The organism is Vibrio sp. QJM3NY_15, from assembly GCF_057785995.1.
The window spans coordinates 747,485-772,337 of record NZ_CM173518.1; the positions used below are offsets into that span (position 1 = coordinate 747,485).

20 protein-coding genes are annotated in these 24,853 nt (G+C 45.1%); 10 read left to right on the forward strand and 10 right to left on the reverse strand.

From position 1 onward, the window contains the following. The first annotated feature begins 264 nt into the window (after positions 1-264). Positions 265-753, forward strand: coding sequence for an Lrp/AsnC family transcriptional regulator (locus tag AC3CKG_RS19770; RefSeq protein WP_488529858.1), 489 nt, complete (start codon positions 265-267; stop codon positions 751-753). 110 nt (positions 754-863) lie between these two features. On the opposite strand, the gene AC3CKG_RS19775 is transcribed toward AC3CKG_RS19770, so the two are convergent. Beyond that, positions 864-1,568: a DUF445 family protein gene (locus AC3CKG_RS19775; protein WP_102434490.1), complete on the reverse strand. Its 705-nt coding sequence runs from the start codon at positions 1,566-1,568 to the stop codon at positions 864-866. Positions 1,569-1,855: 287 nt separating this feature from the next. Then, positions 1,856-3,706, reverse strand: a complete 1,851-nt coding sequence (locus AC3CKG_RS19780; protein WP_488529859.1) for an ABC transporter ATP-binding protein — start codon at positions 3,704-3,706, stop codon at positions 1,856-1,858. A gap of 601 nt (positions 3,707-4,307) precedes the next feature. Between AC3CKG_RS19780 and AC3CKG_RS19785 the strand changes: the two genes are divergently transcribed. Continuing rightward, complete coding sequence (locus AC3CKG_RS19785; RefSeq protein WP_017106242.1) at positions 4,308-5,282, forward strand: arginine deiminase-related protein; 975 nt, start codon at positions 4,308-4,310, stop codon at positions 5,280-5,282. A 195-nt stretch (positions 5,283-5,477) separates the two neighbouring features. Here the strand turns inward: AC3CKG_RS19785 and AC3CKG_RS19790 are convergent, their stop codons facing one another. From AC3CKG_RS19790 to AC3CKG_RS19810, 5 genes are all read right to left on the reverse strand, one after another. Beyond that, a complete protein-coding gene (locus AC3CKG_RS19790; RefSeq protein WP_065105947.1) occupies positions 5,478-6,110 on the reverse strand; it encodes an esterase/lipase family protein in 633 nt (210 codons plus the stop codon). Between the two features lie 133 nt (positions 6,111-6,243). Then, on the reverse strand, positions 6,244-7,083 hold the full coding sequence (locus tag AC3CKG_RS19795) for a helix-turn-helix domain-containing protein (RefSeq protein ID WP_488529860.1): 840 nt from the start codon (positions 7,081-7,083) through the stop codon (positions 6,244-6,246). Positions 7,084-7,280: 197 nt separating this feature from the next. Beyond that, positions 7,281-8,096, reverse strand: coding sequence for a GNAT family N-acetyltransferase (locus AC3CKG_RS19800; RefSeq protein ID WP_102307881.1), 816 nt, complete (start codon positions 8,094-8,096; stop codon positions 7,281-7,283). Between the two features lie 228 nt (positions 8,097-8,324). Beyond that, positions 8,325-9,947, reverse strand: coding sequence for a phosphoethanolamine transferase (locus AC3CKG_RS19805; RefSeq protein WP_488529861.1), 1,623 nt, complete (start codon positions 9,945-9,947; stop codon positions 8,325-8,327). Between the two features lie 234 nt (positions 9,948-10,181). Continuing rightward, positions 10,182-10,763 carry a porin family protein gene (locus tag AC3CKG_RS19810; protein ID WP_076670925.1) on the reverse strand — a complete coding sequence of 194 codons (582 nt, stop codon included), beginning with the start codon at positions 10,761-10,763 and terminating at the stop codon, positions 10,182-10,184. A 191-nt stretch (positions 10,764-10,954) separates the two neighbouring features. Between AC3CKG_RS19810 and AC3CKG_RS19815 the strand changes: the two genes are divergently transcribed. Together AC3CKG_RS19815 and AC3CKG_RS19820 are read left to right on the forward strand one after the other, a co-directional pair. Continuing rightward, on the forward strand, positions 10,955-11,494 hold the full coding sequence (locus AC3CKG_RS19815) for a hydrolase (RefSeq protein ID WP_488529862.1): 540 nt from the start codon (positions 10,955-10,957) through the stop codon (positions 11,492-11,494). Positions 11,495-11,547: 53 nt separating this feature from the next. Further along, positions 11,548-12,090: an AAA family ATPase gene (locus AC3CKG_RS19820; protein ID WP_488529863.1), complete on the forward strand. Its 543-nt coding sequence runs from the start codon at positions 11,548-11,550 to the stop codon at positions 12,088-12,090. 124 nt (positions 12,091-12,214) lie between these two features. On the opposite strand, the gene AC3CKG_RS19825 is transcribed toward AC3CKG_RS19820, so the two are convergent. Next, on the reverse strand, positions 12,215-13,078 hold the full coding sequence (locus tag AC3CKG_RS19825) for a MurR/RpiR family transcriptional regulator (RefSeq protein WP_012600047.1): 864 nt from the start codon (positions 13,076-13,078) through the stop codon (positions 12,215-12,217). 117 nt (positions 13,079-13,195) lie between these two features. Continuing rightward, entirely contained in the window at positions 13,196-14,470 is a 1,275-nt protein-coding gene (locus tag AC3CKG_RS19830) for an amino acid deaminase (protein ID WP_488529864.1), read from the reverse strand. Positions 14,471-14,646: 176 nt separating this feature from the next. Between AC3CKG_RS19830 and AC3CKG_RS19835 the strand changes: the two genes are divergently transcribed. From AC3CKG_RS19835 to AC3CKG_RS19860, 6 genes are all read left to right on the forward strand, one after another. Beyond that, positions 14,647-16,080, forward strand: a complete 1,434-nt coding sequence (locus AC3CKG_RS19835; protein ID WP_488529865.1) for an N-acyl-D-amino-acid deacylase family protein — start codon at positions 14,647-14,649, stop codon at positions 16,078-16,080. 121 nt (positions 16,081-16,201) lie between these two features. Continuing rightward, positions 16,202-16,594, forward strand: a complete 393-nt coding sequence (locus tag AC3CKG_RS19840) for a RidA family protein (RefSeq protein ID WP_004732497.1) — start codon at positions 16,202-16,204, stop codon at positions 16,592-16,594. Between the two features lie 205 nt (positions 16,595-16,799). Next, positions 16,800-18,314, forward strand: a complete 1,515-nt coding sequence (locus AC3CKG_RS19845; protein WP_102447303.1) for a sodium:solute symporter family protein — start codon at positions 16,800-16,802, stop codon at positions 18,312-18,314. Positions 18,315-18,444: 130 nt separating this feature from the next. Then, the gene (locus AC3CKG_RS19850) at positions 18,445-19,392 is read left to right on the forward strand and encodes a sugar kinase (RefSeq protein ID WP_488529866.1); all 948 of its coding nucleotides are present in this window, start codon (positions 18,445-18,447) and stop codon (positions 19,390-19,392) included. Positions 19,393-19,411: 19 nt separating this feature from the next. Further along, positions 19,412-20,047 (forward strand): bifunctional 4-hydroxy-2-oxoglutarate aldolase/2-dehydro-3-deoxy-phosphogluconate aldolase, encoded by a 636-nt coding sequence (locus AC3CKG_RS19855; RefSeq protein WP_488529867.1) that lies wholly within the window; start codon positions 19,412-19,414, stop codon positions 20,045-20,047. Positions 20,048-20,211: 164 nt separating this feature from the next. Further along, a complete protein-coding gene (locus AC3CKG_RS19860) occupies positions 20,212-22,662 on the forward strand; it encodes a family 20 glycosylhydrolase (RefSeq protein WP_488529868.1) in 2,451 nt (816 codons plus the stop codon). Positions 22,663-22,782: 120 nt separating this feature from the next. On the opposite strand, the gene AC3CKG_RS19865 is transcribed toward AC3CKG_RS19860, so the two are convergent. Continuing rightward, positions 22,783-24,846 carry an ATP-binding protein gene (locus tag AC3CKG_RS19865; protein ID WP_488529869.1) on the reverse strand — a complete coding sequence of 688 codons (2,064 nt, stop codon included), beginning with the start codon at positions 24,844-24,846 and terminating at the stop codon, positions 22,783-22,785. Positions 24,847-24,853 lie beyond the last annotated feature (7 nt).

A 24,853-nucleotide genomic window follows, 5' to 3' on the forward strand; every position in this document is an offset into this window, starting at 1 on the left:
TCTCTTTGATAATTATATTATTCACTTTGGCCTATATCCTTTCTTTCGTTTCTGGCTCAACTTATTTGTTATTGAGGTCATTTTTATAATAATTTGTTAATGACCAGAAGATGATTTATAAGGGTTGTTATCAGTTTGTGTTGATTTATATTCTCCATGAATACTGAGGGTGTATTTAGTTTTTTAAATGTGTGAGCGGGGTTTTGCTCCATTTTGATCACTATGGAATATACTGAGCCGAATTTAGAATGTTTAAGGAATGTTATGTCTCAGCATCAACTCGATCGTATCGATAAAGAGATACTAAGAATTCTGCATATGAAAGGGCGTTTGCCGGTTGTGGAGTTGGCAAAACAAGTCAACTTAACCACTTCCCCATGTTCCGATAGGCTCAAACGATTGGAAAAAGATGGCTATATCACGGGTTATCATGCTGAGTTGTGTTCAGAGAAGTTGGGGCTCGATGTTCAAGTCTTTATTCATATTCGACTCGACCAAACGAGCTTCTCTATCTTTGATAAGTTTGCACAGGCGGTTGAGTTGATGCCTGAAGTGGAGGAGTGTTATTCCCTCTCGGGTGACTTTGACACTATGATCAAGGTTCGAGTGAAAGACATGAAGGCATACCAAGCGTTTATGGCAACCAAGCTGGGTACACTGCCGGGCGTGATCCAGACTCGCAGCGAAGTGGTGATCGAAGAGCACAAAAAGGGCTTTGGTGTGAATCCTGAGCTTTTAGCAAACCTAAAATAGCGGCCTACTTTCGTTGTACAAAGGTTATTTAGATATAAAAAATGGAAGCTAATAAGCTTCCATTTTTTGTTGAATGTCAGATAAAGAGCAGTCCGATAAACTTTTCCGGCTTACAGCGTAATTGCCGCAGAGATTAAGCCAATCACACCACCGAATACACCGCCCCAAACCACTAACCAACCAAGGTGCTTCTTGATCATGGTCTGAACCATCTCTTTCACGAGTTTTGGCGTTAGTTCATTCAAACGCTGATCGATGATCGCTTCAATGTTCTCTTTGATTTCATCCATCATTGCAGGCGATTCAAGTTCATCCTTGATGGCATTTTTTACCGAATCACTCTTGCTGATTTCAATCACAGACTCTTGCATCTTCTCTACAAATGGCGCTTTCATCGGCTGTAGTGCCTCTGTGCCGCCAACCATTGCCAACATGCCGCCAAACTGTGAGTTCTCGATAACATGAACCAGTGAATCGAATGCAGGGTTAAAGTCGATCTTCTTAATCACGGGCTCTAGATTGAGCGATTTTCCAGTCATCTCACTGTTGAGAAAGCGGTCGATGTTACTTTCAGTAAAGAACTGTTCCATCATGAGTTGTTTAATCGCGGCCTTGAACTCTTCAAAACGAGCTGGAATAACACCAGAACCGTATAAGCCGGGGACTTTTTCGAACAACATGTGAATCGCAAGCCAGTTGGTGATGGCACCAGAAAAGGCGAATAGACCCGCATAAAGCAAGTATTGGTTTGCTGTCGCATAGCCGCCAGCAAGCAGTGCTAACGCAATAACGTTAGTTAAGACACTTTTGTTCATGGTTGATCTCTAGAAAGAATACTGCGCGCATTTTAAGAAAAAAACGCCAAGAAAAAAACAAAAGGATCGACGAAGTTTATGGGACAGGTAGGAAAGAGTGCTAAATAACAGGCATAAAAAAGGCTAGCCTCCCCCCGAAGTCTAGCCTTATTCCAGAACGCGCAAGCGAAGCGTCTTGATCTGTTATCGCTATTATATAATTACGACATAACATTCTGCCACGTGTAATTTACCAGTATTTAACATTTTGGTGTGAATTACGCCGCACTTTTAAAATAGCACATAAATTAAGCACTCGTTTTGTGTTCAAGGTCGTCAGCAATGAAGCCACCGGTTTGATGACTCCACAGTTGAGCGTAGATACCGTTTTGGCTAATAAGCTCTTGGTGCGTGCCTTCTTCAACGATATTACCTTGGTCGAGTACGATCAAACGGTCCATTGCTGCAATGGTCGATAGACGGTGTGCAATCGCAATCACTGTCTTGCCTTCCATCAACTCAATCAAACTCTCTTGAATCGCAGCTTCTACCTCTGAATCGAGCGCTGATGTTGCTTCATCAAGCACCAACAGCGGCGCATTCTTCAGAAGTACGCGCGAGATAGCGACACGTTGACGTTGACCACCTGAAAGCTTAACACCTCGCTCACCCACTTGAGCATCGTAACCGACGTTGCCAAACGGGTCGGTTAGCGTTTCGATAAACTCATGAGCGTGTGCCTGTTTGGTTGCGGCATACACTTCTTCATCTGATGCGTCAGGACGCCCGTAAAGAATGTTGTCTTTGATCGAACGGTGCAGCAGTGAGGTATCTTGAGTCACCATGCCGATATTGCTGCGCAGCGAGTCCTGTGTAACCGATGAGATTTCTTGGCCATCAATCAAAATTCGACCATTTTCTACATCGTGGAAGCGCAAGAGCAAGTTAACTAATGTCGATTTACCTGCCCCTGAACGGCCAACCAAGCCCACTTTTTCACCCGGTTTAATGTTGAGGTTAAGGTTGTTAATCACACCCTTATTCTCACCGTAGTTGAAACTCACGTTATCGAAGTTGATGCTGCCTTGTGGAACATCTATAGGTTTCGCATCTTTTTTGTCTTCGATAGCGATGGGCTTAGACAGTGTTTTAATGCCATCAATTACAGTACCTAGGTTTTCAAACAGACCGCCGATTTCCCACATGATCCACTTAGACATACCGTTAATACGCAGAGCCAAGCTGACTGCAATGGCAATCGCACCCACAGTGATTGCGTTATCTAACCACAGGTAGATAGAGATACCGGCAATGCTGAATACCAACAAGTAGTTCGCAAATTCAACGCAGATGTTGAAGCCAGTTACCAAGCGCATTTGGCGATGGACTGTGTCTAGGAAGCCTTCCATGCCTTCTTCGGCGTATTCGGTTTCTCTTTTACTGTGTGAGAAAAGTTTGACCGTCGCGATGTTGGTGTAGCTATCAACAATGCGTCCTGTCATCAGTGAGCGAGCATCCGCCTGTTCTGAAGATACGTCTTTCAGCTTTGGTACGAAGTGCAGTTGAATGCCGACGTAAATGAATAACCAAATCAACATTGGAGCCATTAATCGCCAATCCGATTCAGCGAGCATGAACAGCATCGCTGTAAAGTAAACCGTCACATAAACAAACACATCGACCATTTTGGTCACGGTTTCACGTACCGCGAGCGATGTTTGCATGACTTTGGTGGCAACACGCCCGGCAAAGTCATCTTGATAGAACGACAAGCTTTGCTTCAAAAGGTAGCGGTGCGCTAACCAACGAATCGACATTGGATAGTTGCCCAGCAAAGTTTGGTGAAGCAATAGCGAATAAACGCTGATCAAGATTGGCATCACGACCAGTAACAGGATACCAAGCCCCATCAGAGTGGATTGGTTGTCTGCCAAAAAGGTGTCTGGGTTGCTTGTTGATAGCCAGTCAACCAGTTGTCCCATGTAACCGAACAGCGCGACTTCGATGATCGCGATGGTCATGCTCATCAAGCCGAGCAAGATCAACGGTTTTTCAAAACCTCGTGTGTAATGGCGGCAGAATGCCAGTATTCCAGTAGGAGGTTGTATCGGCTCTCCTTTTGGAAAGGCTTCAGTAAAGCCTTCAAATTTCTTGTACATAGTTTTCCCTTTATAAGCTACTGCATCTTTGAGCCAGAGCATCTTGATGTGCAGCTTTGTTTTTATAGTCTTGATTTGAATTTTTCAGTCTTAGTTTGAAATTATATAAGTGCCAATGCGTTCTTATAAGCATTAAGTCATTCGATGGATTTTGGCTTTTAACTTTATTTTAAGCACTTAGCTTTAATCACTTGGTTCTAACGTTAAATGCTTTGTGTAAGCGACGAAGGAAAGGTCTAAAGAGTGTCTTTCATGACGCTTATTTTAGATTGAAGTAGACAGGAAAAGTTAAGCTTATTTCAAACGTAATTGATGGTTATGCAACGATGATAATCCTAACGTTAAATGGATTAAATTGTAACCTAAACTCGCGGCAAGCTAGAGAATGAGTTTCGGATATTTATTCAGTAAGTTCTTAAACTGATATGCAAACCGTTGGTTCTTTCTGATGTGCTGTTATCTTGCAGTAAAAATTACCGAATAAACTGAGTTTTGCAGTAATTGTTTGGGATAAATATTCAAATCATTATTATTTTCAGTGAATATTGTCGTAACAACTTGTTTACAATTCTGAGGTAAATAAAAGATAGGGACGGTTGAGATGTTAAACCTACACAAAAAATCACTTCACATTACTAATGTTCAAAACGCCAATTGCGTTGTTATGGTGCCGCCAAAAGAATTTAAATTTAACGAAGAAACTGCACGTGATAACGAGTTTCAAAACAGAGTCAATCTGACTGAAGCTGAGGTTAAGTTAGAAACGATGGCCGAGTTTAAGACTATGGTCGCTTCGTTGCGTAAAGAAGGTGTGCAAGTTGTAGAGTTTGATTATCCCGAATTAGGCGTAGAAACGCCCGATGCCGTATTCCCAAACAACTGGTTCAGTACTTGTGGTGATGGCAGTTTATTCACTTTCCCTATGGCCTGTGAAAACCGTCAACATGAAGTTAAGCCACATGCTCTAATTGAAGCGCTAGAGGCGTCTGGTCGTATTGTTAACCATAGTGAGTCTATGGAGTCGTACGTTGCTCAAGGTTCTTATCTAGAGAGCACGGGCGTGATGGTTATCGATCATATTAATAAGACGATTTATGCGGCGCTTTCTCAGCGTTGTGATCGTGAAGTGTTAGAAGACTATGCGAAGCGTATTGGTTACTCACGCGTGGTTTCGTTCCAAACAGCATTACCATCGGGTCAGCCGATTTACCACACGAATGTGATGATGGCGATTGGTGATAACTTCTGCGTGATCTGTGATGAAGTGATTCCAGAATTTGAGCGCCGTTTTGTGGTGAAATCACTTGCTAAAGATAAGCAGGTTATCTCTATCTCAATCGATCAGATGAACCGATTCTGCGGCAATATTCTGCAACTGGAAACAGTGAATGGCGATAAGGTAATCGCGATGTCTCAATCGGCTTACGATGCTTTTTCTCCAGCGCAATTAGCTCAGCTTTCAACACACGGTAAGCTGCTACCATTTAACGTGAAAACGATAGAAGATATAGGTGGTGGTTCGGTGCGATGCATGTTGGGTGAGGTGTTCTTGCCAACGCGAGTTAATCTCCTGTAGCAATTATAGAAAGTGTAGCAAGCGACTGACTTCAGTCATGAATCTATGAATACCACTCTTATCGCAGAGTGGTATTTTTGTATTGGTCTATCTTTGTATCGGTCTACCAGAAGTAAGAAGACCGAAACAAGAAAACCAGAGCTCGATACAGGAGCTAACGTACAAAAGTTAACGAAAAACAGCTACTGAAAAAAGCTATGAAGCGCTCTTGAAAGCCCTGTGTTCGATGAACTGAGTTGAGAGTGCGACCACTTCCTTAGAGTACACAAGCGCGGTGTGATTGAGCTTGAGGGCGCAGGTATCTGTCGCGCCTCGCAGGTTGGCGTCTTCGAGTGTGACCGTACCATCCCCTGGGTTTCTTCCCAGAACAATCCGCCCGACACCAGCGTCGTAGGTGCCCGTAATCACGCCAATTGGCACATCAATATCGTAGTCACCTAATCCATCACTTAAGATCATTTTGCTCGAACCAAATATAAAGCCAAGACCGTGATTCGACAGTGTTTTAGCGATAGTAGCGCCATTGTGCGGCGTGCCAGCGGTAATAATGCAGGTGTCTGCAAAGTCGGGTTGGTAAAACTTAAAGTAGTGACGAATGAGCAAACCACCCAGTGAGTGACCAAAGAAGTAGACTTCATCGTATTCATCAAAACGCGCATTAATAAAGCGATTGAGGCGTTTAGCGGCCGAAGGGAAACGCAGCGAGTTGTAGGCAAACTTGTGGGTAGTAAAGCCGCGTTTTTTGAAATTCCTATCCAGATATTGCATGATCAACGAAGGCATATATAGACCATGAATTAAAACTATATGTTTGTTTTTATTGTTCATTTTTGTCCTCCGTCTGATGGTGTCCCCAGTATATTTAGTCATAAATCTAAACTCAATAAAACTTGCGGCTAATGGGACACAATAGACAGAGGTGTACGTTATAGGCAGAGTGCTCGTTATAGATAAAGAGTGGTTACTTCGATCTCACTCCTCCATACACATCAATGGTTAAGCCACCTTCTTTCGCATAGGTATTCGGCGTTAGGCCGATGGTTTTCTTAAGGTAGCGAATTAGGTGTGGCTGGTCGCTAAATCCAAACTGGTAGGCAACATCTATCCAATCAATGTCATCAAAATTTCGTTTATAAAGGTATTCGAGCATCGCCTCGAGTTTGTTTATCGACTGGCACTGTTTTAACGTTAGTCCTGTCACCTTGTTGAAGCTTCTCTCTAAAGTCCGTTGCGAGCAAAACAGTTTGTCGCCGAGCTCAGCAATCGGTGTTGTACTAAGTACTTCTAACACCTTACGCGTGAGTTCGCTGTGTCTGTCTGTTTTACCTGTCGATAGCCAAGGCAGCAGTAAAGAATCCAACCGCTCACAACAAGCTTCAAAGTCGGTTTGAGCGAGCTTGATCAGCGACATTGCTTCGGCATTAGGATTATCTAACAAATTGGCGAGCTCGATAGGGTTAACATGGTCTAAGCTGGGGTGTGGGCAGTCTGGAATATTTAACGAGTACAAGGCACCAACATGGAACTTGATACCCAAATGAATAAACGGTTTCGAGTGATCCAGTTCAATCGCTTTATGGTGTGGTAGTAGCAGATGACAGCCAACGCCTTGATCGACTTGTTGCTCGATCGTGTAGTGATACGCTTGTTCATTTGGCGATAAAATCAAGTGTGCCGATGGATCGGGATTGAGTGTCGGAAATTGATGAGTTTGAGCGTCGGGCGTTTTTTCAATCAGCCAGTAGCAATCAATGAACTGAGCAACTTCAGGAGATTTCGGAGACTGTAACCAATTGATCATTCGGTATTCTATTTAGGGTTAACGTTACTATAACTATATGTGTCTATCGTTGGGGAAGATAGTTTTCTCTTTGCTGAGCGCGTAATGACTAACCACAAACAATAAAGCCCATAACCGTTGGATGTATAGAGTCACAGTTATAGGCTTTACTTATGCTAGCTTCGCTCGGGCAGCGAGCAAGTCGTTAAAGTAGAATTCTAACTAAAATCGAATTGCAGGATTCGGTTCTTAGATGACAAACCAGCACGGCTTATCGCTTTCTGCGCACCGATGTTGCTGCTTTCTGTAGAACACATCGTTTCCAAACCTTGGCTGGTGGCGTGCTGTGTTAGAAAGTTCAGAACGCGTGTAGCTAAGCCTTTTCCACGTTCTTGTTGCGCGACAATCATACCCAAGTCAGCAAACTGAGTTTGGTGTTCATCGAATTTACGACACTCTCCTGTAGCAAGAATACTGTTGTTTTCCCAGTAGCCCCATAGCTCTTGGCGGGCAATCAAATTACCGTAGTAACCGGTGAGCCACTCTTTAGGCGCGCCAATCGCTGATGAAGCAAATTCGACTAGCTGATCGAGTTGCTTTTCCGTCGCGAGAGTCATCTCGATATTTTCAATGTTGTTTGCGACGGCTGTTGTACGCTGGCGGAACATCAGTGCGTTGACTTTGAAGGACTCGGTATTGTCCAAGCATAGTGACAGGTATTGCGGCTCTGCTGTGCTAACGAATGCGCCTTTCACCTCACCAATCACAGAGCTGTTGTTTTCGATGATCAAGGTGAACAAGTCGGCAATGTTCGCGTTGGCTGTTGCTGTTAGGAAAAACTGAAGCAAGTAGCCTTCACCATTCAACACGCAATAACCGACAAGCTTGCCGTTTTCGTAAAAACCAAAATGGTCAGACATTGGTACAAAACCGAAATGCCACATGCCATCGAGTGGTGCTGTTGAATCAGCAAAGTAAGCCGTTTTAAGTTCGCTTAAGTCGCTAAGTGATGAGATTTTTTTGATGTCTAACATCGCGTTCATTCCTGTTGTTTCAATTTGGTAGAGTGCGTAGCTGCTGTCTGGTTCTCAGGTGCGTCGAACGACGATGAGATAGATTGATTAGCTGAGCCACGTTTCAATGACAGCAAGTGTAGGCGAGTAACTGAGATAGGTATTGAACAAAAACGACAGTTTTAGATTAGATAGAAAACAAAAAGGGGCTCATACAATGAGCCCCTTTAAATCAGTATTTGAAAAGAACTACCGACACGGTGCGAAGATGTCTTGGCTCGCTCGGTACTCTTTGGTTTGCACGTCCATTAGGCCAAGCAAGGAGTCGAACAGGTTATCGTGAGAAAAGCTCTGCTCTTTCCCCGCCTTTCTTAAGCAGGTCTCGCTTATCCCTTTCTGCGCCGCAAAACCATCAGACATCCATAGGATCATCGGTACGTGGGTTTGTTCTTTTGGTGCCAGCGAGTAGGGCATGCCATGAAGATACACGCCATTCTCCCCTAAAGACTCTCCGTGATCCGAGATATACATCAGCGCGACATTGTACTTGTCGGTTAGTTTCTCCAGTTTCTGAATCGCCTGTGAGAGAAAGAAATCCGTGTACAAGATGGTGTTGTCGTAGGTATTAACCACTTCTTCTTTGGTGCAGTTTTCAATGTCGGCGCGAGCGCAGTCTGGTGTGAATTTCTTATGATCGTCAGGGTAACGTTCAAAGTAAGTCGGCCCGTGAGATCCTGAAATGTGATAGAAAATGATGCTATCTTGCTTAAGATTTTGAGTATCTTGCTCGAAGTTCTCTAACATCGCTGTGTCGTAGCACACATCGTTGTTACACAGAGGGTCACTGTCTTTGGCGACGAGAGTCATCTCTTTGATTCGATGTGCGACGGCTTTGTCTCCCCCATCATGCTCTCGCCAGATGGAATGAATCCCCGCGCGGTTCATAATGTCGACTACGTTATCTTGGTTATAGGCTTTGTCGCGGTCGTAGTTGCTGCGATTCATGTTAGAGAACATGCATGGTACAGAAACGGCGGTGGCGGTTCCGCACGACTGAACGTCAGAGAAAAATATCGGGTTGTAAGGCTTGGTATGAGCATTGGTTTCTTTCTCATAGCCATAATATTGGTAGTTGTATACACGTGCGGTTTCACCAAGAACAAACACTAACAATGTTGGTTTTTCTGCTTGTTTCGCTTCTGGTTTTAGCTGCGCATCTAACCCTAACTCTTGATAAGGGATAGGCTCTTTTAAGTAGGTGTTATTGATGTATTTGACCGTTGATGCCACGTATTCGGTTGGGATGATCATCTTTTTGATGTGCGAGTTATTGCGGCCAATCGAAACGTAATCTTTGTAAAACAGCCCTGCAATAATGGCGATGACGATCAAAGAAGAGAGCAGCCCAATCGACTTCCAGACAAAGAAATCTTTCCAAGACTCTCTCTTAAGTTTGGTTAACAAGAGGATGAGTGACGGAATACCACCCATCGCGAGTAACCATAAGATGGAGTGGGTACTTACATAGCTTGCTGCTTCACCACTATTGGTCTCGAATACATTTTCTATCATCCCGTAGTCTACATAGATGCCGTAATTGAACATGCTGTAGCTGACGAGTGTCGAGGTGATCAGCAACAAAATAAAAAACGGCTTGGAGAATATCGGCCAATTAAAGACTTGGAAGATAAAATTGAAGGCAGCAAGGAAGAAGATCGGGATGGATATAAGAAACGCGACACTTTCAGACTTTGATGCCTGAACAATACTAAACAGTTCTAGGGAGAGAGGGATATTGATGACAAGCAGATAATACACAGCCAACACAAAGGGCAGCTTGTTTATCGACATGTTTAAGCTTGGAAGGTTCATAGGTTTTGTTTTCCTGCGTCTCTTATTCCTTTATTTTAGTCTCGCTACCAAGAAAGCTCTAATATCAACGCATAAAGCTCAAATAAGTAATGGTGAGCGATAAACTGGCTAAAGTGACATGACGCGATGGGTTGTGTAGATACAAAAAATTCACTTTACTGAGTGACCTTTATGACAAGGTGGAACAGCAAAGTGAATTAGTGTGTTCAGCTTATTCTATGTGGTTCAATCACATTAGAAGTTGTATGAACCGCCGAAGCTAATGCTGCTGAATGCTAATGTGTGATCATCGTTTTTGAGTGACCCATTGCCATAAGAGTAGTTATCGACACTTACTGCGTCTGCTTGCGAAATCAAGCGTAGCGTTAGATGTTCGATTGGCGTGTATTCAACACCAACACCAAAGTGGAAACCCGTACCGCTATCATCATCATACAGAGCTGCTTTATTTGCGTTTAGGTCAACAGAGCTTAAACCAGCCAATACGAATGGGCGGATTGTGTTGTCGAACGTATAACCTAGGTTTGCTGATACAGATACAGATGTCGGTGATAGTTTGGTTGCACCCTGCTTGTAGTCTGCGTAATCTGTGTAACCAAGTTCAACACCAACGATACGGTTGAATTGGTAGCCGCCGTATAGGTTGTAGCCCATGCCATCTGAATCTAAATTACCGTGGCCGTCAGTGTCAGAATCTTGGTAGACACTAAGTCCGCCACCAATATACGCACCGCCGTCAGTGCCTGCTGCTAAAGCTGGAAGAGAAACCGCGCTGATTAAACCCAGTGCTAATGCTGATTTTGTTATCTTATTCATCTTTCCTACTCACTCTTTAATGTCATGCCAGTATCAATAATTTTTGTTTTGCGACCTTTCGACCGTTGGTGAGCATTATTCCGTAGTCTTGTACCTATTACTGTATGGCTTTGTAAGTTGAATCGTTACATAGTAGAAAAAATACATATCAGATTGCCTATTGAGTCAGGTTGTTCAAACAAGGAATAAACATGCTAACGAAACAAAACACAGGTTTGGTGGTTGTGGACGTACAAGGCAAGCTCGCGCGCCTTGTTGATGAGAGCGATACGCTGATTTCTAACTGTGGAAAGTTGATTAAGGGTGTTCAGGTTTTGGGGCTGCCAATTGTTAGCTTGGAGCAGAATCCAGAAAAGTTAGGTGCTACGGTCGACGAACTGAATGACCTATTGAGTGATGCTAAGCCGATACCAAAATTTACTTTCAACGCATGTGACGAACCTAAATTTGTTGAGGCTGTGCAAGACAAGGGTGTGGAGACTTGGTTAGTGTGTGGCATTGAGGCTCATATTTGTGTCTATCAAACCGCATTGGGTTTGTTGGATCTTGGACACAAAGTTCAGGTAGTTGGCGACTGTATTAGTTCGCGAACGGCACTCAACAAAGATCTGGCAATCCGTCGACTAACGGATGCTGGTATCCAAATTACGGGATTAGAAATGAGCTTATACGAGCTAGTGAAAGATTGCCGCGCACCAGAATTTAAGTCCATTCTGTCCTTGATTCGTTAACTTGGGTTTCCTTAAGGTCCGATTCGTTATTTTCCCCCTTTGAAGAGGTTCATTTGAATAACCTAATTGTATTTACCGGTGGGCCGGGATCGGGCAAAACCTCGGTCATCGACGCTTTGAAAAGCAAGGGCTATCGCTGCGCACCAGAAGTTGGGCGTAAAGTGATTCAACAACAAGTTGAGCAACAAGGGAGTGCCTTGCCATGGTTAGATAAAGTAGCCTTTCGCGATGAAATGGTGCGAGAAGAGTTAGCCAGTTATCAAGCGTACGAATCGAGTGAACAGCAGGTTTTCTTTGATAGAAGCATCGTGGATTCATACGGTTACAGCTTGTTAGAAACGCTGCCTATTTCAGAGTCCTTGCTGAATAACTGTAATGAGCTCGCATACAACAGCAAGGTATTTATCTTCCCGCCTTGGGATTCGATTTTCATCAATGATCAAGAACGTAAGCAAGACTTCGGCGAAGCGATCGCCACCTACGAAAAGATGGTGACAGCCTATAACCAATTCGGTTATCAGTTGGTGGAAGTGCCCAAGTTATCTGTAGAGGAAAGAGTCGAGTTTATCTTAACTTCAATTGATTCAGGCGAGTGATTTCTAGAAAAACACAACGAAAAAGCCCCGTAGTATCGACTCAATTGAGTGAATACAGCGGGGCTTTTTTATTCAGATTTAGTTTGTGGTGTACTAGCGGCGAGAAGCTTGGTTTCGGTAACGTTTAATCGCCGAGAGGCTGTCGGTCGCCTCCGCCTCGGTAGGAATCAAGCGCAACCTTCAAGCGACGCAATTTGTCACGTGAACGGTTCTTGTGATTGACCGCCATGCCCATCGAAAGCACATCCACTAACGCTAACATAGCGTAACGAGAAGCCGATGGTTTGTAGATGAAGTCGGTTTCCATATGTTTGATTGGTAACAAGATATCCGCAATTTTTGCTAACGGCGTGTCTTGTGGGGTAATAGCGATGATCTTAAGGCCATACTGCTTGGCTAACTCGGCAGTTTCAGTGATCACGGGCGTAAAGCCTGTTGCTGAAATCATCACCATCACGTCATTGGCATCTGCCGTGGCAGCAACCATACGTGACATCAAGCCATCGTTGTACGACACCACTGGGTAGCCTAAACGAAACAGTCGATGTTGCAGCTCTTGAGAAGCAATGGTCGAACCGCCACCCATGCCGATAGCAATGATCTGTCTGGCGTTATGCAGCCAGCTCACTGCAGTTTCAACGTCTTGCTCTTTGAACAGAGTTCGGTTGATATCTAGGCTCTGCTTGATTGATTCGTAGATACCTTGATAGCCCGTTTGGTCAACAGGTTCGAGGATAAAGCGCTGGCCAACGGTTAGCGTCTGAGCCAACTTAATCTTCATATCACGCACGTTGCTGCAACCGATCGCTTTAGCAAAACGTGTGATGGTGGCTTCACTCACTTGAGCACCTTCGGCTAGCTCTGTGATGCTGGCATTGGCAGCAAAATCAATGTCATCCATGATCAGCTTGGCGACTTTCTTCTCTGCATCACGAAGAGCAGGAAAACGCTCTGTTATCTGTGAAATGATATCTACTTCTAAACTCAAGAATCCTGATCCTTTGTTGATGGGGCTATTTGCTAATACCTGGTCATTGGTCGCTAAAGCTTAGCCCCGTAAGTATATCTTATTGTTTCGTTGATTCTAGCTTATTGAAAAATCGACCTAGAAACAGGTTTCCACCCAGTTTGTTACCTGATGGTCGTCATCGCTGATGGCAATGTAGCGCCATTTGTCGAAGGTTAAACAAGGATGTGAGGTAGAGAACGCAATCATGTCACCTACTTCAATCTCAGAAGAACCATCGGTTTCAACAAAGGTATGTTGATCCATCACCGCAGTAGAGGTTAAGCCTTTCACTGAGATTGCTTCGCCGTTGCGATAGCCGCGCTCGGCAATTGGTAAGCCTGCATCAAAGGCCACATCACGCTTGCCTAGCCCAACAACTAACTTGGTCGGTTCAGGACGAGAGATAACATAAGCCCACACCTCAAGTGCCGATTCTAAATCACCACCCAATTCACACGCGTAACCTTGGTTTACTTGGGCACGTTGCAACACCTTGCTTTGTGCGTCTAGGTAAATACCAGTATCGTGAATGGCATAGCAACCCGGGCGGATAATAGCCAAGTAATCGGTTAGGTTCGCCAAGCATTCTGCCACCACGTCATACCATGCCGAGCCTGCGCCAGTGATAATAGGTTGCCCTGCAATTAGGCCATCTGATGCAAGGCTTTCGATCGAAGTGAGTGCCTGATTTAAGAAGGTACGAATGTCTTGTTCTGCATTGTCACCGTGAATTACACCCTCGTACACCTCAATACCTGCCAGCGAAAGGGCTGGTGTGTCTTGGATAGTCTTAGCCAGTTCTAGAACTTCTTGTGGTGAACGACATCCACAACGACCACCCGGTACACCAAATTCGATCAGTACCTTTAGCGTCTGCTTTGTATTGGCGAAATATTGGTTAAGTTGCTGCACGTTTACTGAAGAATCCACACAACAGTAAAAGTCGACATCAAACTCACTGATCAGCTGTTCAACGATCGCCATGTTGGTTTTGCCCACCAATTGGTTAGCCATGATGATGCGTTTTGCACCTGCCATAGCTGCAATTTCGGCCTGTGCAGGCGTCGCGACGGTAATACCCCAAGCGCCATTTTCTAGCTGTTGGCGGAAAAAATCAGGTGTCATGGAGGTTTTGCCGTGTGGCGATAATTTAACCTGATGATGATCGGCGAATGATTGCATCCAATTTAGGTTATTGGTTAAGGCTGATTGCTTGATAACCGCAACCGGAAGCGAAACATCTTCATCAATCAGTCGATAAACACCGTTCTCAGATTGTGATACCGCTCTCCCTTTTTGGCCTTTTTCAGTCAAGATAAAACCTTCTTTTTGATACTTTCTAACATTTTCGAGTGCAGGGTTATTTTTCATTGCTGATTCCTAACATGATGTAAGTCGTTGTTTTGTTATGTTTAAATATATCATTCTTATTGTTTGTGATAGAAACTATCACACAATTTAAAATATAATGTGTGTTTTGTCACTGAAAACAATCGGCCAAATTTTTAAGATAGCTTCATCAACACAGTGGATTGAGAGAGTGAAAAATGTTGTTCGATACGATAATTAAAAATGTAGAGGTGTTTGATGGCACCGGCGAACAATCGTTTTGTGCCGATGTAGCAATCCGAGATGGAAAAATCGCCGAAATTGGTCAAATCGATCATGAAGATTGTGGCCAATTGGTTGAAGGAGCAGGCTTAGCATTGGCTCCTGGTTTTATCGATGTACACACACATGACGATACCAATGTAATTCGTTACCCAGACTGCCTGCCTAAGATCAGCCAAGGTGTCACAACCGTGATTGTTGGTAACTGTGGTATCAGCGCATCACCAACCGTTTTGGCTGGTGATCCACCTGACCCAATGAATCTTTTAGGCGCACAAGCTGACTTTAAATACCCAACTTTCACCGCGTATGCACAAGCAGTAGAGCAAGCTCAACCGGCAGTAAATGTCGCAGCGTTAGTTGGCCATACCACATTGCGTAACCAAGTGATGGACGACCTGCAACGCACTGCAAGCGAAGACGAAATCGCAGCGATGCAAACCAACCTTGATTTGGCGATGGAACAAGGCGCATTAGGTTTGAGCTCTGGTTTGGCTTACGCAAGCGCGAAACAAGCGAATGCTAACGAAGTGATGCAGCTAGCGAAAGTGCTTTCTAGTCACGGTGGCATCTATACCACGCATATGCGTACCGAATTTGAAGAGATCTTAAGCGCGATGGAAGAGGCGTTTGAGACAGGACAATACGCAAAAGTGCCTGTTGTTATCTCTCACCTTAAATGTGCAGGTGCGGGCAATTGGGGCAGAACCGTTGAAGTGCTTGATTTGATGGACAAGGTCTCTGAGCACCAAGATGTGTCTTGCGACTGTTACCCATACTCAGCGAGTTCTTCGACATTAGATTTGAAACAAGTGACCGACGATTTCGACATATTCATCACTTGGTCTGAAGCAAAACCAGAACATGCAGGCAAAACGCTTAAGCAGATTGCTGATGAAATGAATCTCCCCCTGATGGACGCAGCAAAAGCGCTTCAACCAGCGGGCGCGGTTTATCACTGCATGGATGAGAACGACGTAAAGCGCGTATTGAAATACAAACTGACCATGGTCGGTTCAGACGGTTTACCTAATGACCCGCATCCACACCCAAGATTGTGGGGCACCTTCCCGAAAGTGCTAGGTCACTATTGCCGAGACGAAAAACTGTTCTCGTTGCCAGAAGCGATTCACAAGATGACTGGAATGTCGGCTCAGCGTTACAACTTAGCGGGCCGAGGCGAAGTTCGCTGTGGTGCCTTTGCCGATTTAGTTTTATTTGATCCAAAGAATATTAAAGATACAGCAACATTTGAAAATCCTATTTCAGTTGCTCAAGGAATAGAAAGTGTATTTGTAAATGGTGAGTTAACTTACCAGCAAGGAAAAGTAAGAAATAATCGTTCAGGCGTTTTTATTTACCGAAACTAGAATTTAAATTATTTATTAAATTCAGATGATTATAAAAACGGTGAATTAATTTAAATATATTGGAATAGAAACGGTTTTATCTATAAAGCCAATATTATCTATAAATAAGTGGAGTTAAAAAATGACTATTAAACGTTACGGTGTTGAAGGCGGTACAGGTACAGGCGGACAACATTTACCATTTGCACGTGCAACTGAAGCAGGTGGTTTCCTATACGTTTCTGGCCAGACACCGATGACAGATGGTGAAGTGGTTGAGGGTGGCATTGTTGACCAGTCTCGCCTAGCGATCCAAAACTGTGTCGATATCATGACTGAAGCGGGCTACGGCCTAGAAGACGTAATGCACGTAAAGGTTGTGCTAACGGATTCTCGTTACTTCCAATCTTTTAATAAGGTATTCAAAGAGTTCTTCGGTGCTAACCCACCGGCTCGTATCTGTATGGTTTGCGACTTAGTTGTAGACGTGAAGGTTGAAGTAGATGTGACTTGCTACCGCGCCGATCGCGGATAGTAATAACCTAATCACAATTACCTACTTAGAGAGTATTAGGGGTTAGTCATCCCTGTTATTATCCTTTAATACTCTCACCCTACATTTATAAAAATTACTTTAATTAAAAAAGATAAAATCAATAAAGTAATTATATGAAATATAAAATGAATGAATCATAAATAAAGTTCAAGAATGAACTCAATATTTCACTGAGAGGTGTCAAATGAACAGCACACTTTTTCTTACAGGCTTCGGCGTGTACGTATTATTTTTAATTTGGTTAGGCTGGTTTGTCTCGCGTAATCAAAAATCTGGCGAAGATTTCTTATTAGGTGGCCGTGGCCTACCTATGTTCTTAGTACTTGGTACAACAGTAGCGACGATGGTCGGTACGGGTTCAAGTATGGGGGCGGTTGGCTTCGGCTACGCAAATGGCTGGGCAGGTGCTCTGTACGGCATTGGTGGTGCGATAGGCATCCTATTACTTGCACTTTGGTTTGCTCCGGTTCGTAAATTGAACTTCATGACCATGAGTGAAGAGCTGGCTTACTATGTTGGCGCTAACCGCATCGTGAAAAACGTTGTAGGTGTACTGATCTTTGTCGCTTCAATTGGTTGGTTGGGCGCACACATTCTAGGTGGCGGCATGTACCTAGCGTGGATTGCAGACATCGACCTCAATCTAGCGAAAATCATTATTGCTGCGGCATTCACTATTTATGTGGTGATCGGTGGTTACACCGCGGTTGTGTGGACCGATACCATTCAAGCGATCATTCTTTTTGCTGGCTTCATTTTGATGGCGGTAATGTCAGTTGATTACATCGGCGGCATGGATAACCTTTACGCTGCGATGGACCCTGCTGCTACGAGCTTTTTAGCAATCGATAAACTGGGTCTTCTGCCTGCAGTTTCTCTAGCTGTGGTTATTGGTGTGGGTGTTCTTGCGACGCCTTCATTCCGTCAACGTATCTACTCGGGTAAAGACGTATCAACCGTTCGTCGCTCATTTGTTGCATCGGGTGTGTTGTACCTTTTCTTCTCAATCATCCCTGCAATCATTGGTATGGCAGCACACGCCATTGACCCATCATTGGATAACGCGAACTACTCGTTCCCTTATGTTGCTGCAACGGTTCTTCCGGTTGGCGTTGGCATGATTGTTCTTATCGCGGGTCTTTCTGCAACCATGTCGAGCGCAAGTTCAGATGCGATAGCAGGTGTTTCTATCCTACTTCGTGATGTTTACGTGATGTTCACTGGCCGCGTACCAAACAAAGAGTCAATGGTGAACTACTCTCGCTTGGCACTGATTGTGGTGATTGGTTTTGCACTGTTGTTCGCACTAACGTCAAACGACATCATTGGCTACATCACGAAAATGATTTCAACCGTAATGTCGGGCATGTTTGTGTGCGGTATGTTGGGTCGATTCTGGAAACGTTACAACTGGCAGGGTGCTCTTGCTACGCTAGCGGGTGCATCTGTGGCTTCATTTGTCGTAATGCTAAACGCAGACTATACGGCTTTCTGGGGCAACCCTGTGATTCCTTCTTGTCTAGTGGCTCTAACGGCGGGTGTGCTGGTAAGCCTATGTACTCCGGCTAACCAAGTGACACCAGAAATGGCGAAAGCAATTCTTGATGACGAGCGCGCTCTGATGGAAATGGAATTGTCAGACTCAGGTGTACTTGAAGAAGACGCGTCTTCTCAACGTCCTGCAAATCAAACAAGCTAATCTAAAACGCTCCACAGCGAGTTAGTACCACAAATTCAGTACAACAAGTTGTGGAGTGGTTTAGCTAGCTCAGGCTCTGCTTCGCGGTAGGGCCTTCTTCCCCATTTATCTCTCTATTTTAGGATCTGCTATGCCTGCATCTTCTAACTTCAATATTGCTTTCTTTGGCGAGTGCATGGTCGAAATCAGCGGCTCTCCATTAACCAAAAAATTCGGCGGTGACACGCTCAATACCGCACTTTACCTTTCTCGCTTAACCCAACATCAAAACCTCTCTGTTCATTACGCGACGGGTCTTGGTAGCGATGAACTGTCTCAAAATATGATTGATAGCTGGCAGCTAGAGGGTATTCAAACCAATTTCGTTGAACGCATTGCGAACAAGCTGCCTGGACTCTACATGGTCGAAACCGATGAAACGGGCGAGCGACACTTTCACTACTGGCGCAACGATGCGGCAGTAAAATCTTACTTCCATGCTAATGACTTGAATAAGCTTGAAATCGCTCTGACAGAGAAGCAAGTCGACGCGGTTTACATCAGCGGTATCAGTATCGCGATATTGGATGATGCCTCTCGTGAGCGCCTATTCAAAGCCACTAGAGTGTTCTCAAACCAAGGCGGCAAGGTAATTTTTGATAACAACTATCGCCCGCAACTTTGGAGCACCGAGCAAGCTCGACATTGGTACTCCAAGTTACTGCCATTGGTCGATATTGCCTTGATTACCGAAGACGACGACCTGCTTGTCTGGGGTAACTCAGAGAGCGTTCAACAACGCTGCCTGCGTTTGGGTTGCCAAGAGGTCGTCATCAAACGTGGCTGCGAGCCATGCAAGATTGTTCAAGTTGAACAGGGCGATATTGTTGAGAATTATGTCTCAGCGACGCGTGTTTCTAACGTGGTCGACACCTGCGCGGCGGGCGATTCATTCGCTGCGGGTTATTTAGCTGCGCGTCTTACTGGCGAGAGCGCCACCGACGCAGCCGAACTTGGCCACCAACTGGCTTCAATCGTTATTCAATACTCTGGCGCAATCATCCCCGTGAGCGCTATGAGCCAACTGATTAAAAAATAAAATAAAAAGCGGAATTATTATGTCTCAAGAAATGATCAACAAACTTAAGCAATTCAAAGTTATCCCTGTTATCCAAATCAACAAGGTTGAACACGCGATTCCACTGGCAAAGGTGTTGGTAGAAAACGGCCTACCAGTTGCTGAAGTCACATTCCGTACTGAAGCGGCAGCTGACGCGATTCGTGCGATGCGCGATGCGTATCCAGAGATGTGTATCGGTGCCGGCACAGTATTAACGCCAGCGCAGATCGACCTAGCGAAAGAGTCCGGCAGCGAATTCATCGTGGCTCCGGGTCTAAATCCAAATACTGTAAAACGTTGCCAAGAAATCGGTATGCCAATCGTTCCGGGCGTAAACAACCCAAGCCAAGTTGAGCAAGCGCTAGAGCTTGGTCTTAACTTCTTGAAGTTCTTTCCTGCAGAAGCGTCTGGTGGCATCAACATGGTGAAGTCTCTGCTAGCGCCATACGTTGATGTGTCTTTAATGCCAACGGGCGGTATCGGTAAACACAACGTGAATGACTACTTAGCAGTGGATCGCGTGGTGTGCTGTGGTGGTACTTGGATGGTGTCGCCAAAGATGATCGAGAACGAGCAATGGGATGAGATTGCAGTATTGGTTCTTGAAGCGGTCGCTCTTGTTAACGAGCAATAAGCTTTTGACCTAACGATAAGCTTGGAGCTCGCAACAATTTTTTGAACTAGCGAGAACAAGCTATCGAATGAGAGATAACGAACAACAGCAGTGGCTGATGGTTCTGTTTTGTGAATCGCCTCTGATAAACAAAACAGAACCATATTTATATAGGAAAACTAATAATGAAAAAAACTATATTATCCCTATTGATTTCAGGTTCAGTAGTGTCCCCAATGGCGTTAGCAATGGCTCCAAATGCCGATCTAAATTTAATGCCTTACCCACAAACGGTCGAGCTGCAAGCTGGGCAAGTTAAGGTCGACGGTAACTTCAAGGTTTACATCAAAGGCTTTAATTCTGATCGCGTTGAGTACACGGCGAAACGCTTTATTGATCGCCTTGAGCGCCAGACGGGTGTGCCGATTCTAAATTGGCAGGTGGATAGTGCAGACGAAGCGAACCTGATCATTGATATCGACGCGGCGCCAAAGTCTGAAGTACAGAACATCGACTCTGTAGAGTCCTACAAAATTACGACTCAGGGTGAACAAATCACGCTGAGCTCTCCAAGCCCATATGGCGCTATCCACGGCATCGAAACCCTTTTACAGCTCGTTGAAACCACTGCGACTGGCTACCACATTCCTGCTATAACCATTGTCGATGAGCCTCGCTTCCGCTGGCGTGGTGTCTCTTACGATACTTCACGTCACTTCATTGAATTCGATGTGCTGATTCGTCAGTTAGATGCGATGGCGTCGGCGAAGATGAACGTGTTCCATTGGCACTTCTGGGACGATCAAGGCATTCGCATTCAAACCGAATCATGGCCGCGTCTGTGGTCTGAAACTGCTGATGGTAATTACTACACCAAAGACCAAATTCGCTACCTAGTTGAATACGCTCGTAATCTTGGTATTCGTGTGATTCCTGAGGTCTCTCTTCCGGGCCATTCTTCTGCGGTTGCTCATGCTTACCCGCGCCTGATGTCTGGCGCGGAAGGTCAAAGCTATGATCAAGAGCGTGGCTGGGGCGTGTTTGAACCACTGATGGATCCACTGAACCCTGAAGTCTATGAGATGCTAGGTGATGTGTTTGATGAAGTGACCAAGCTGTTCCCTGATGAGTACTTCCACATTGGTGGCGATGAGCCGAATTATGCACAGTGGAAAAACAGCGAAAAGCACCAACAGTTCATTGAAGAAAACAATATCGATGGCGAGCGTGGTCTGCAGTCTTACCTCAATGTAAAAGTTGAGAAGATGCTCGAAGAGCGCGGTAAGAAGATGACTGGTTGGGATGAGATTTGGCATAAAGACCTGCCGACTTCCATCGTAATTCAAAGCTGGCAAGGGCACGACAGCATTGGTCGTGCGGCGAAAGAGGGCTACCCAGGTATTCTTTCTACAGGTTACTACCTAGATCAACCTCAGCCGACGAGCTACCACTATCGCAATGACCCAATGCCAACTGGCATCACAGTTGACGATAAGCTGCACAGCGGCGAAAAATTCGTGACGTACCAATGGCAGAAGCCTCGTTCAAAAGGCGGCCCACGTAAGGGAACACTGACTATCATTGAAGCGAAAGACGGCACTTTCCGCGCATTCAGTGATTACAACGGCAAGTCTCGTGAAGAGATCTACATCCTTGATTATGTGCCGGGTAAAACTTTTGTCGGTCACTTCGATAACTTCATGTCGTACACCGAGTTTAACTTGAACTTGAATCCAAATGGGTTTGCGGAAGGCAGTTACCAACTGGTGGGTAACGTGCGTTGGCCAACCACAGGTGAAGTGATTGCGAGCAGTGATGTTGAAGGCAGCGTGATTCCTGAGCCAAACGGTGGCTACCCTGCGGAGCTAACCGACAAGGAAAAAGAGCTGATTTTAGGTGGTGAGATCACCATGTGGCTAGAAAACAAAGACAGCCTCACGGTCGAAAACTACCTATGGCCGCGCAGCTATGCGATTGCAGAGCGCTTTTGGTCTGATGCGGAATTGACGGACGAGCGCAGCATGTACAAGCGTATGAAAGCGATGGATACATGGTCTGAAGTGTCGGTTGGCCTACGTCATCATGCGGATGCGGACATGCTGTTAAAACGTATTGCCAAAGGGCAGGATATCCACGACCTGCGCGTGCTTGCGAAATACACTGAACCAGCACAGTACTATGCTCGCAACTGGGAGAAGTGGAACTCAACTGAACCTAAGGGCACTTTATACAGCCAATACGAGCGTCTAAACCGCTTTGTTGATGCACTGCCAGTCGAAAGCTACGCCGTGTATGAGATGCAAGATTTGGTCAACGAAGTCGCGACGGGTAATCAACAAGCGCTTGAGCAACTTTCACAGCATTATCATCAAGCAAAAGCGGCTGCACTCGCTGCTAAAACTGTCTTCGCAGGTAATGTATCTTCGGTAGAGACTGTGATTGTCGCAGAGAAAACGGCGGAAGTCGCAGACTTGGCGTTAACCTTGATTGCTAAAGCACAAGCGGGTGAGAAAATTCGAGCATCAGATGCGAATGCCTACCAAGCGATACTGTCTGATTCAGCGAAGATCTACGACGAATCGATCATCGCGATTGTTCGCCCGACAGAGCTCTTGTTGAAGCAGTTAGCTTACTAAGCCGTTAACGGATTAGCGAATAAGTCACACGCCAATAATTGAATCAAAACCGCCCTCTGTGGGCGGTTTTTTAGTTTTAGCTTCTCAATAGAGTGTGAATTCGAAACTCTGTGTAAGCGATTACTCACTATCAATATTCTGTAGCGTTAACGTGAATGTCATGCCTTGATCTGGGTTGTTCTTGGCTATCAAGGTGCCTTGCATATCCCGCACATTGTTTGCAGTGATAGCCAGCCCGAGTCCTAAGCCTTCGCCCATCTTTTTGTTCGTATGAAACGGTTCGAAAATGGTTTCGAGTTGGTCTTCTGACACGCCACAGCCATTATCTTGCACCTTGATGATCACACGTTGTTGATCGGTATGTGCGCTGATAACAATGGTCGCGGGTGTTTGATTCTGCGTAGCGTCCACAGCATTTCTGATTAGGTTGCCAAGCACTTGACGAAGTCGCGCCTCTTCTCCCATCACCATCGAAATATTAGAGGCGACACGTATGCGAATATCGACGTTGTCTAATTCGGCTTGGTGAATTCGTAGGGTTTCTTGCAGTGCCTCGGTGAGAGAAACTGGATAGGGCTTCTCAAGTCTTTTAAAGGCGAACGACTTCAATTGACTGGTCATGTTTGCCATTCTGTCGATGAGGCTCATGACTAAGTCCATGTTCGCTTTCAACATCTTGGTCTCACCTCTTTCCATCAGTAATTGATTACTTGAAAGCAGGGTTTTTAGACCAGTAAGCGGTTGATTAAGCTCATGAGTGATCGCACTCGACATCCGCCCTAATGCGGCAAGTTTGCTTGATTCCACCAACTCTTGCTGCGCGTCTTTGAGATCTTGGGTTCGCTCTTCTACCCGAAGTTGCAGTGTTTTATTGGCGTTTTGTACTGCAATTTCTGCTTTCTTACGCTTGCTGATGTCGATTACGGTACACAGGTAATAAGGCGTTGAATGCCAAGGAAATGAGCTAATAGAGAACAGCACAGGGAAGTAGCTGCCATCACTGCGCCTTGCCATGGTTTCGACGCTGGTGATCTCGGCCAGCTCTTGGTGTTGTTCCAAGTTCTTGAGTAGTTGTAACGTGGTTGAATTTGGGTTGCCTGCTTCAAATAACTGCCATGCCTTAATGTTGCTGATCATCGAATCAGAAAGGCAAAAGTAGTTCTTCGCCATCAGGTTAATATCGTGGATATGACCATGTTTATCGATCAGCACCAGCCCAACGTGGGTTTTATTGATCATTCCAGACAGTCGTTTTTCTGACTCTTCGATGAGCTTTTGGATTCGCAGATTACTGAGCTTTTTCTGACGTCTTTGATAAAGAATAACTAGCAACAGCAGAATGAAAAGACAGCCAACTGCCACACTCCAGCTGATCCAGCTAGTGGTCTGGTTGAGGCTGGTTAATGGCGTCAGGTAGGTTAAACGCCAATTAAGGTCATCTAACTTGATTGACTGAATCAGGTAATCTTTATCTTGCAGCCGCCACACGCGAATATGGGTTTGGTCGTACAGCTCGCGTTTTGTTGTGCTTGGTTGTGAGTTGAACGTGTCGTTGAACCAGTCTGCGCTCAGTCGTTTATCACTCGACAGAAAGAACTGATCGCGAGGGTTCTGGAACAGGATCGCTTCACCATCGGCAAACCATTGATCGGTCAGCAACGATAGGTCGATTTGTACTGCAACAATACCGACCACATCGGACGCCCGATAAACCGGCGCGGCAATAAAGTAATCGGGTGTTACGCCTTTGTTTTTTGTCACTACAGAGATAGCACCACCTTGCTGGTGGATTTTCGACACAATCGTACTGGCGTTCTTTTTACTCAGTTTGCTTCTTTCAACGCTCGATACTAACAACTCGCCTTTGCCTGAAAGCAGATACCAGCCCTTGGTGTTGGCCGCTTTATCCAGTTGAATCAGCTGCTTCTTAATGCGCTTTTCGAGGCGGGCTTCACCATCAATGAAACGCACACTGGTTTCATCGTTCGTCACTAGGTAGGGCAGATAATAGAAGCGTTTCAGGGTACGTCTGGCTTCGGCAATGTATCCGAGGAAGCGCTGTTCTGCATAGCGTTGGGCTTGTTCGAGCTTCCATTGGCTTATGCCACTTTTGGTGGTTACCTGAACCAAACCAATTAATAAACAGGCACATAGGAATAACCAATATCGATTGTTATTCATCATTGCTGAT

Coding starts and splice junctions, on each gene's coding strand:
- AC3CKG_RS19790 (WP_065105947.1), bottom strand. CDS start 6,110: ATGAACAATAAAAACAAACATATAGTTTTAATTCATGGTCTATATATG.
- AC3CKG_RS19845 (WP_102447303.1), top strand. CDS start 16,800: ATGAACAGCACACTTTTTCTTACAGGCTTCGGCGTGTACGTATTATTT.
- AC3CKG_RS19785 (WP_017106242.1), top strand. CDS start 4,308: ATGTTAAACCTACACAAAAAATCACTTCACATTACTAATGTTCAAAAC.
- AC3CKG_RS19840 (WP_004732497.1), top strand. CDS start 16,202: ATGACTATTAAACGTTACGGTGTTGAAGGCGGTACAGGTACAGGCGGA.
- AC3CKG_RS19865 (WP_488529869.1), bottom strand. CDS start 24,846: ATGATGAATAACAATCGATATTGGTTATTCCTATGTGCCTGTTTATTA.
- AC3CKG_RS19770 (WP_488529858.1), top strand. CDS start 265: ATGTCTCAGCATCAACTCGATCGTATCGATAAAGAGATACTAAGAATT.
- AC3CKG_RS19775 (WP_102434490.1), bottom strand. CDS start 1,568: ATGAACAAAAGTGTCTTAACTAACGTTATTGCGTTAGCACTGCTTGCT.
- AC3CKG_RS19830 (WP_488529864.1), bottom strand. CDS start 14,470: ATGAAAAATAACCCTGCACTCGAAAATGTTAGAAAGTATCAAAAAGAA.
- AC3CKG_RS19860 (WP_488529868.1), top strand. CDS start 20,212: ATGAAAAAAACTATATTATCCCTATTGATTTCAGGTTCAGTAGTGTCC.
- AC3CKG_RS19850 (WP_488529866.1), top strand. CDS start 18,445: ATGCCTGCATCTTCTAACTTCAATATTGCTTTCTTTGGCGAGTGCATG.
- AC3CKG_RS19795 (WP_488529860.1), bottom strand. CDS start 7,083: ATGATCAATTGGTTACAGTCTCCGAAATCTCCTGAAGTTGCTCAGTTC.
- AC3CKG_RS19800 (WP_102307881.1), bottom strand. CDS start 8,096: ATGTTAGACATCAAAAAAATCTCATCACTTAGCGACTTAAGCGAACTT.
- AC3CKG_RS19815 (WP_488529862.1), top strand. CDS start 10,955: ATGCTAACGAAACAAAACACAGGTTTGGTGGTTGTGGACGTACAAGGC.
- AC3CKG_RS19780 (WP_488529859.1), bottom strand. CDS start 3,706: ATGTACAAGAAATTTGAAGGCTTTACTGAAGCCTTTCCAAAAGGAGAG.
- AC3CKG_RS19810 (WP_076670925.1), bottom strand. CDS start 10,763: ATGAATAAGATAACAAAATCAGCATTAGCACTGGGTTTAATCAGCGCG.
- AC3CKG_RS19855 (WP_488529867.1), top strand. CDS start 19,412: ATGTCTCAAGAAATGATCAACAAACTTAAGCAATTCAAAGTTATCCCT.
- AC3CKG_RS19835 (WP_488529865.1), top strand. CDS start 14,647: ATGTTGTTCGATACGATAATTAAAAATGTAGAGGTGTTTGATGGCACC.
- AC3CKG_RS19805 (WP_488529861.1), bottom strand. CDS start 9,947: ATGAACCTTCCAAGCTTAAACATGTCGATAAACAAGCTGCCCTTTGTG.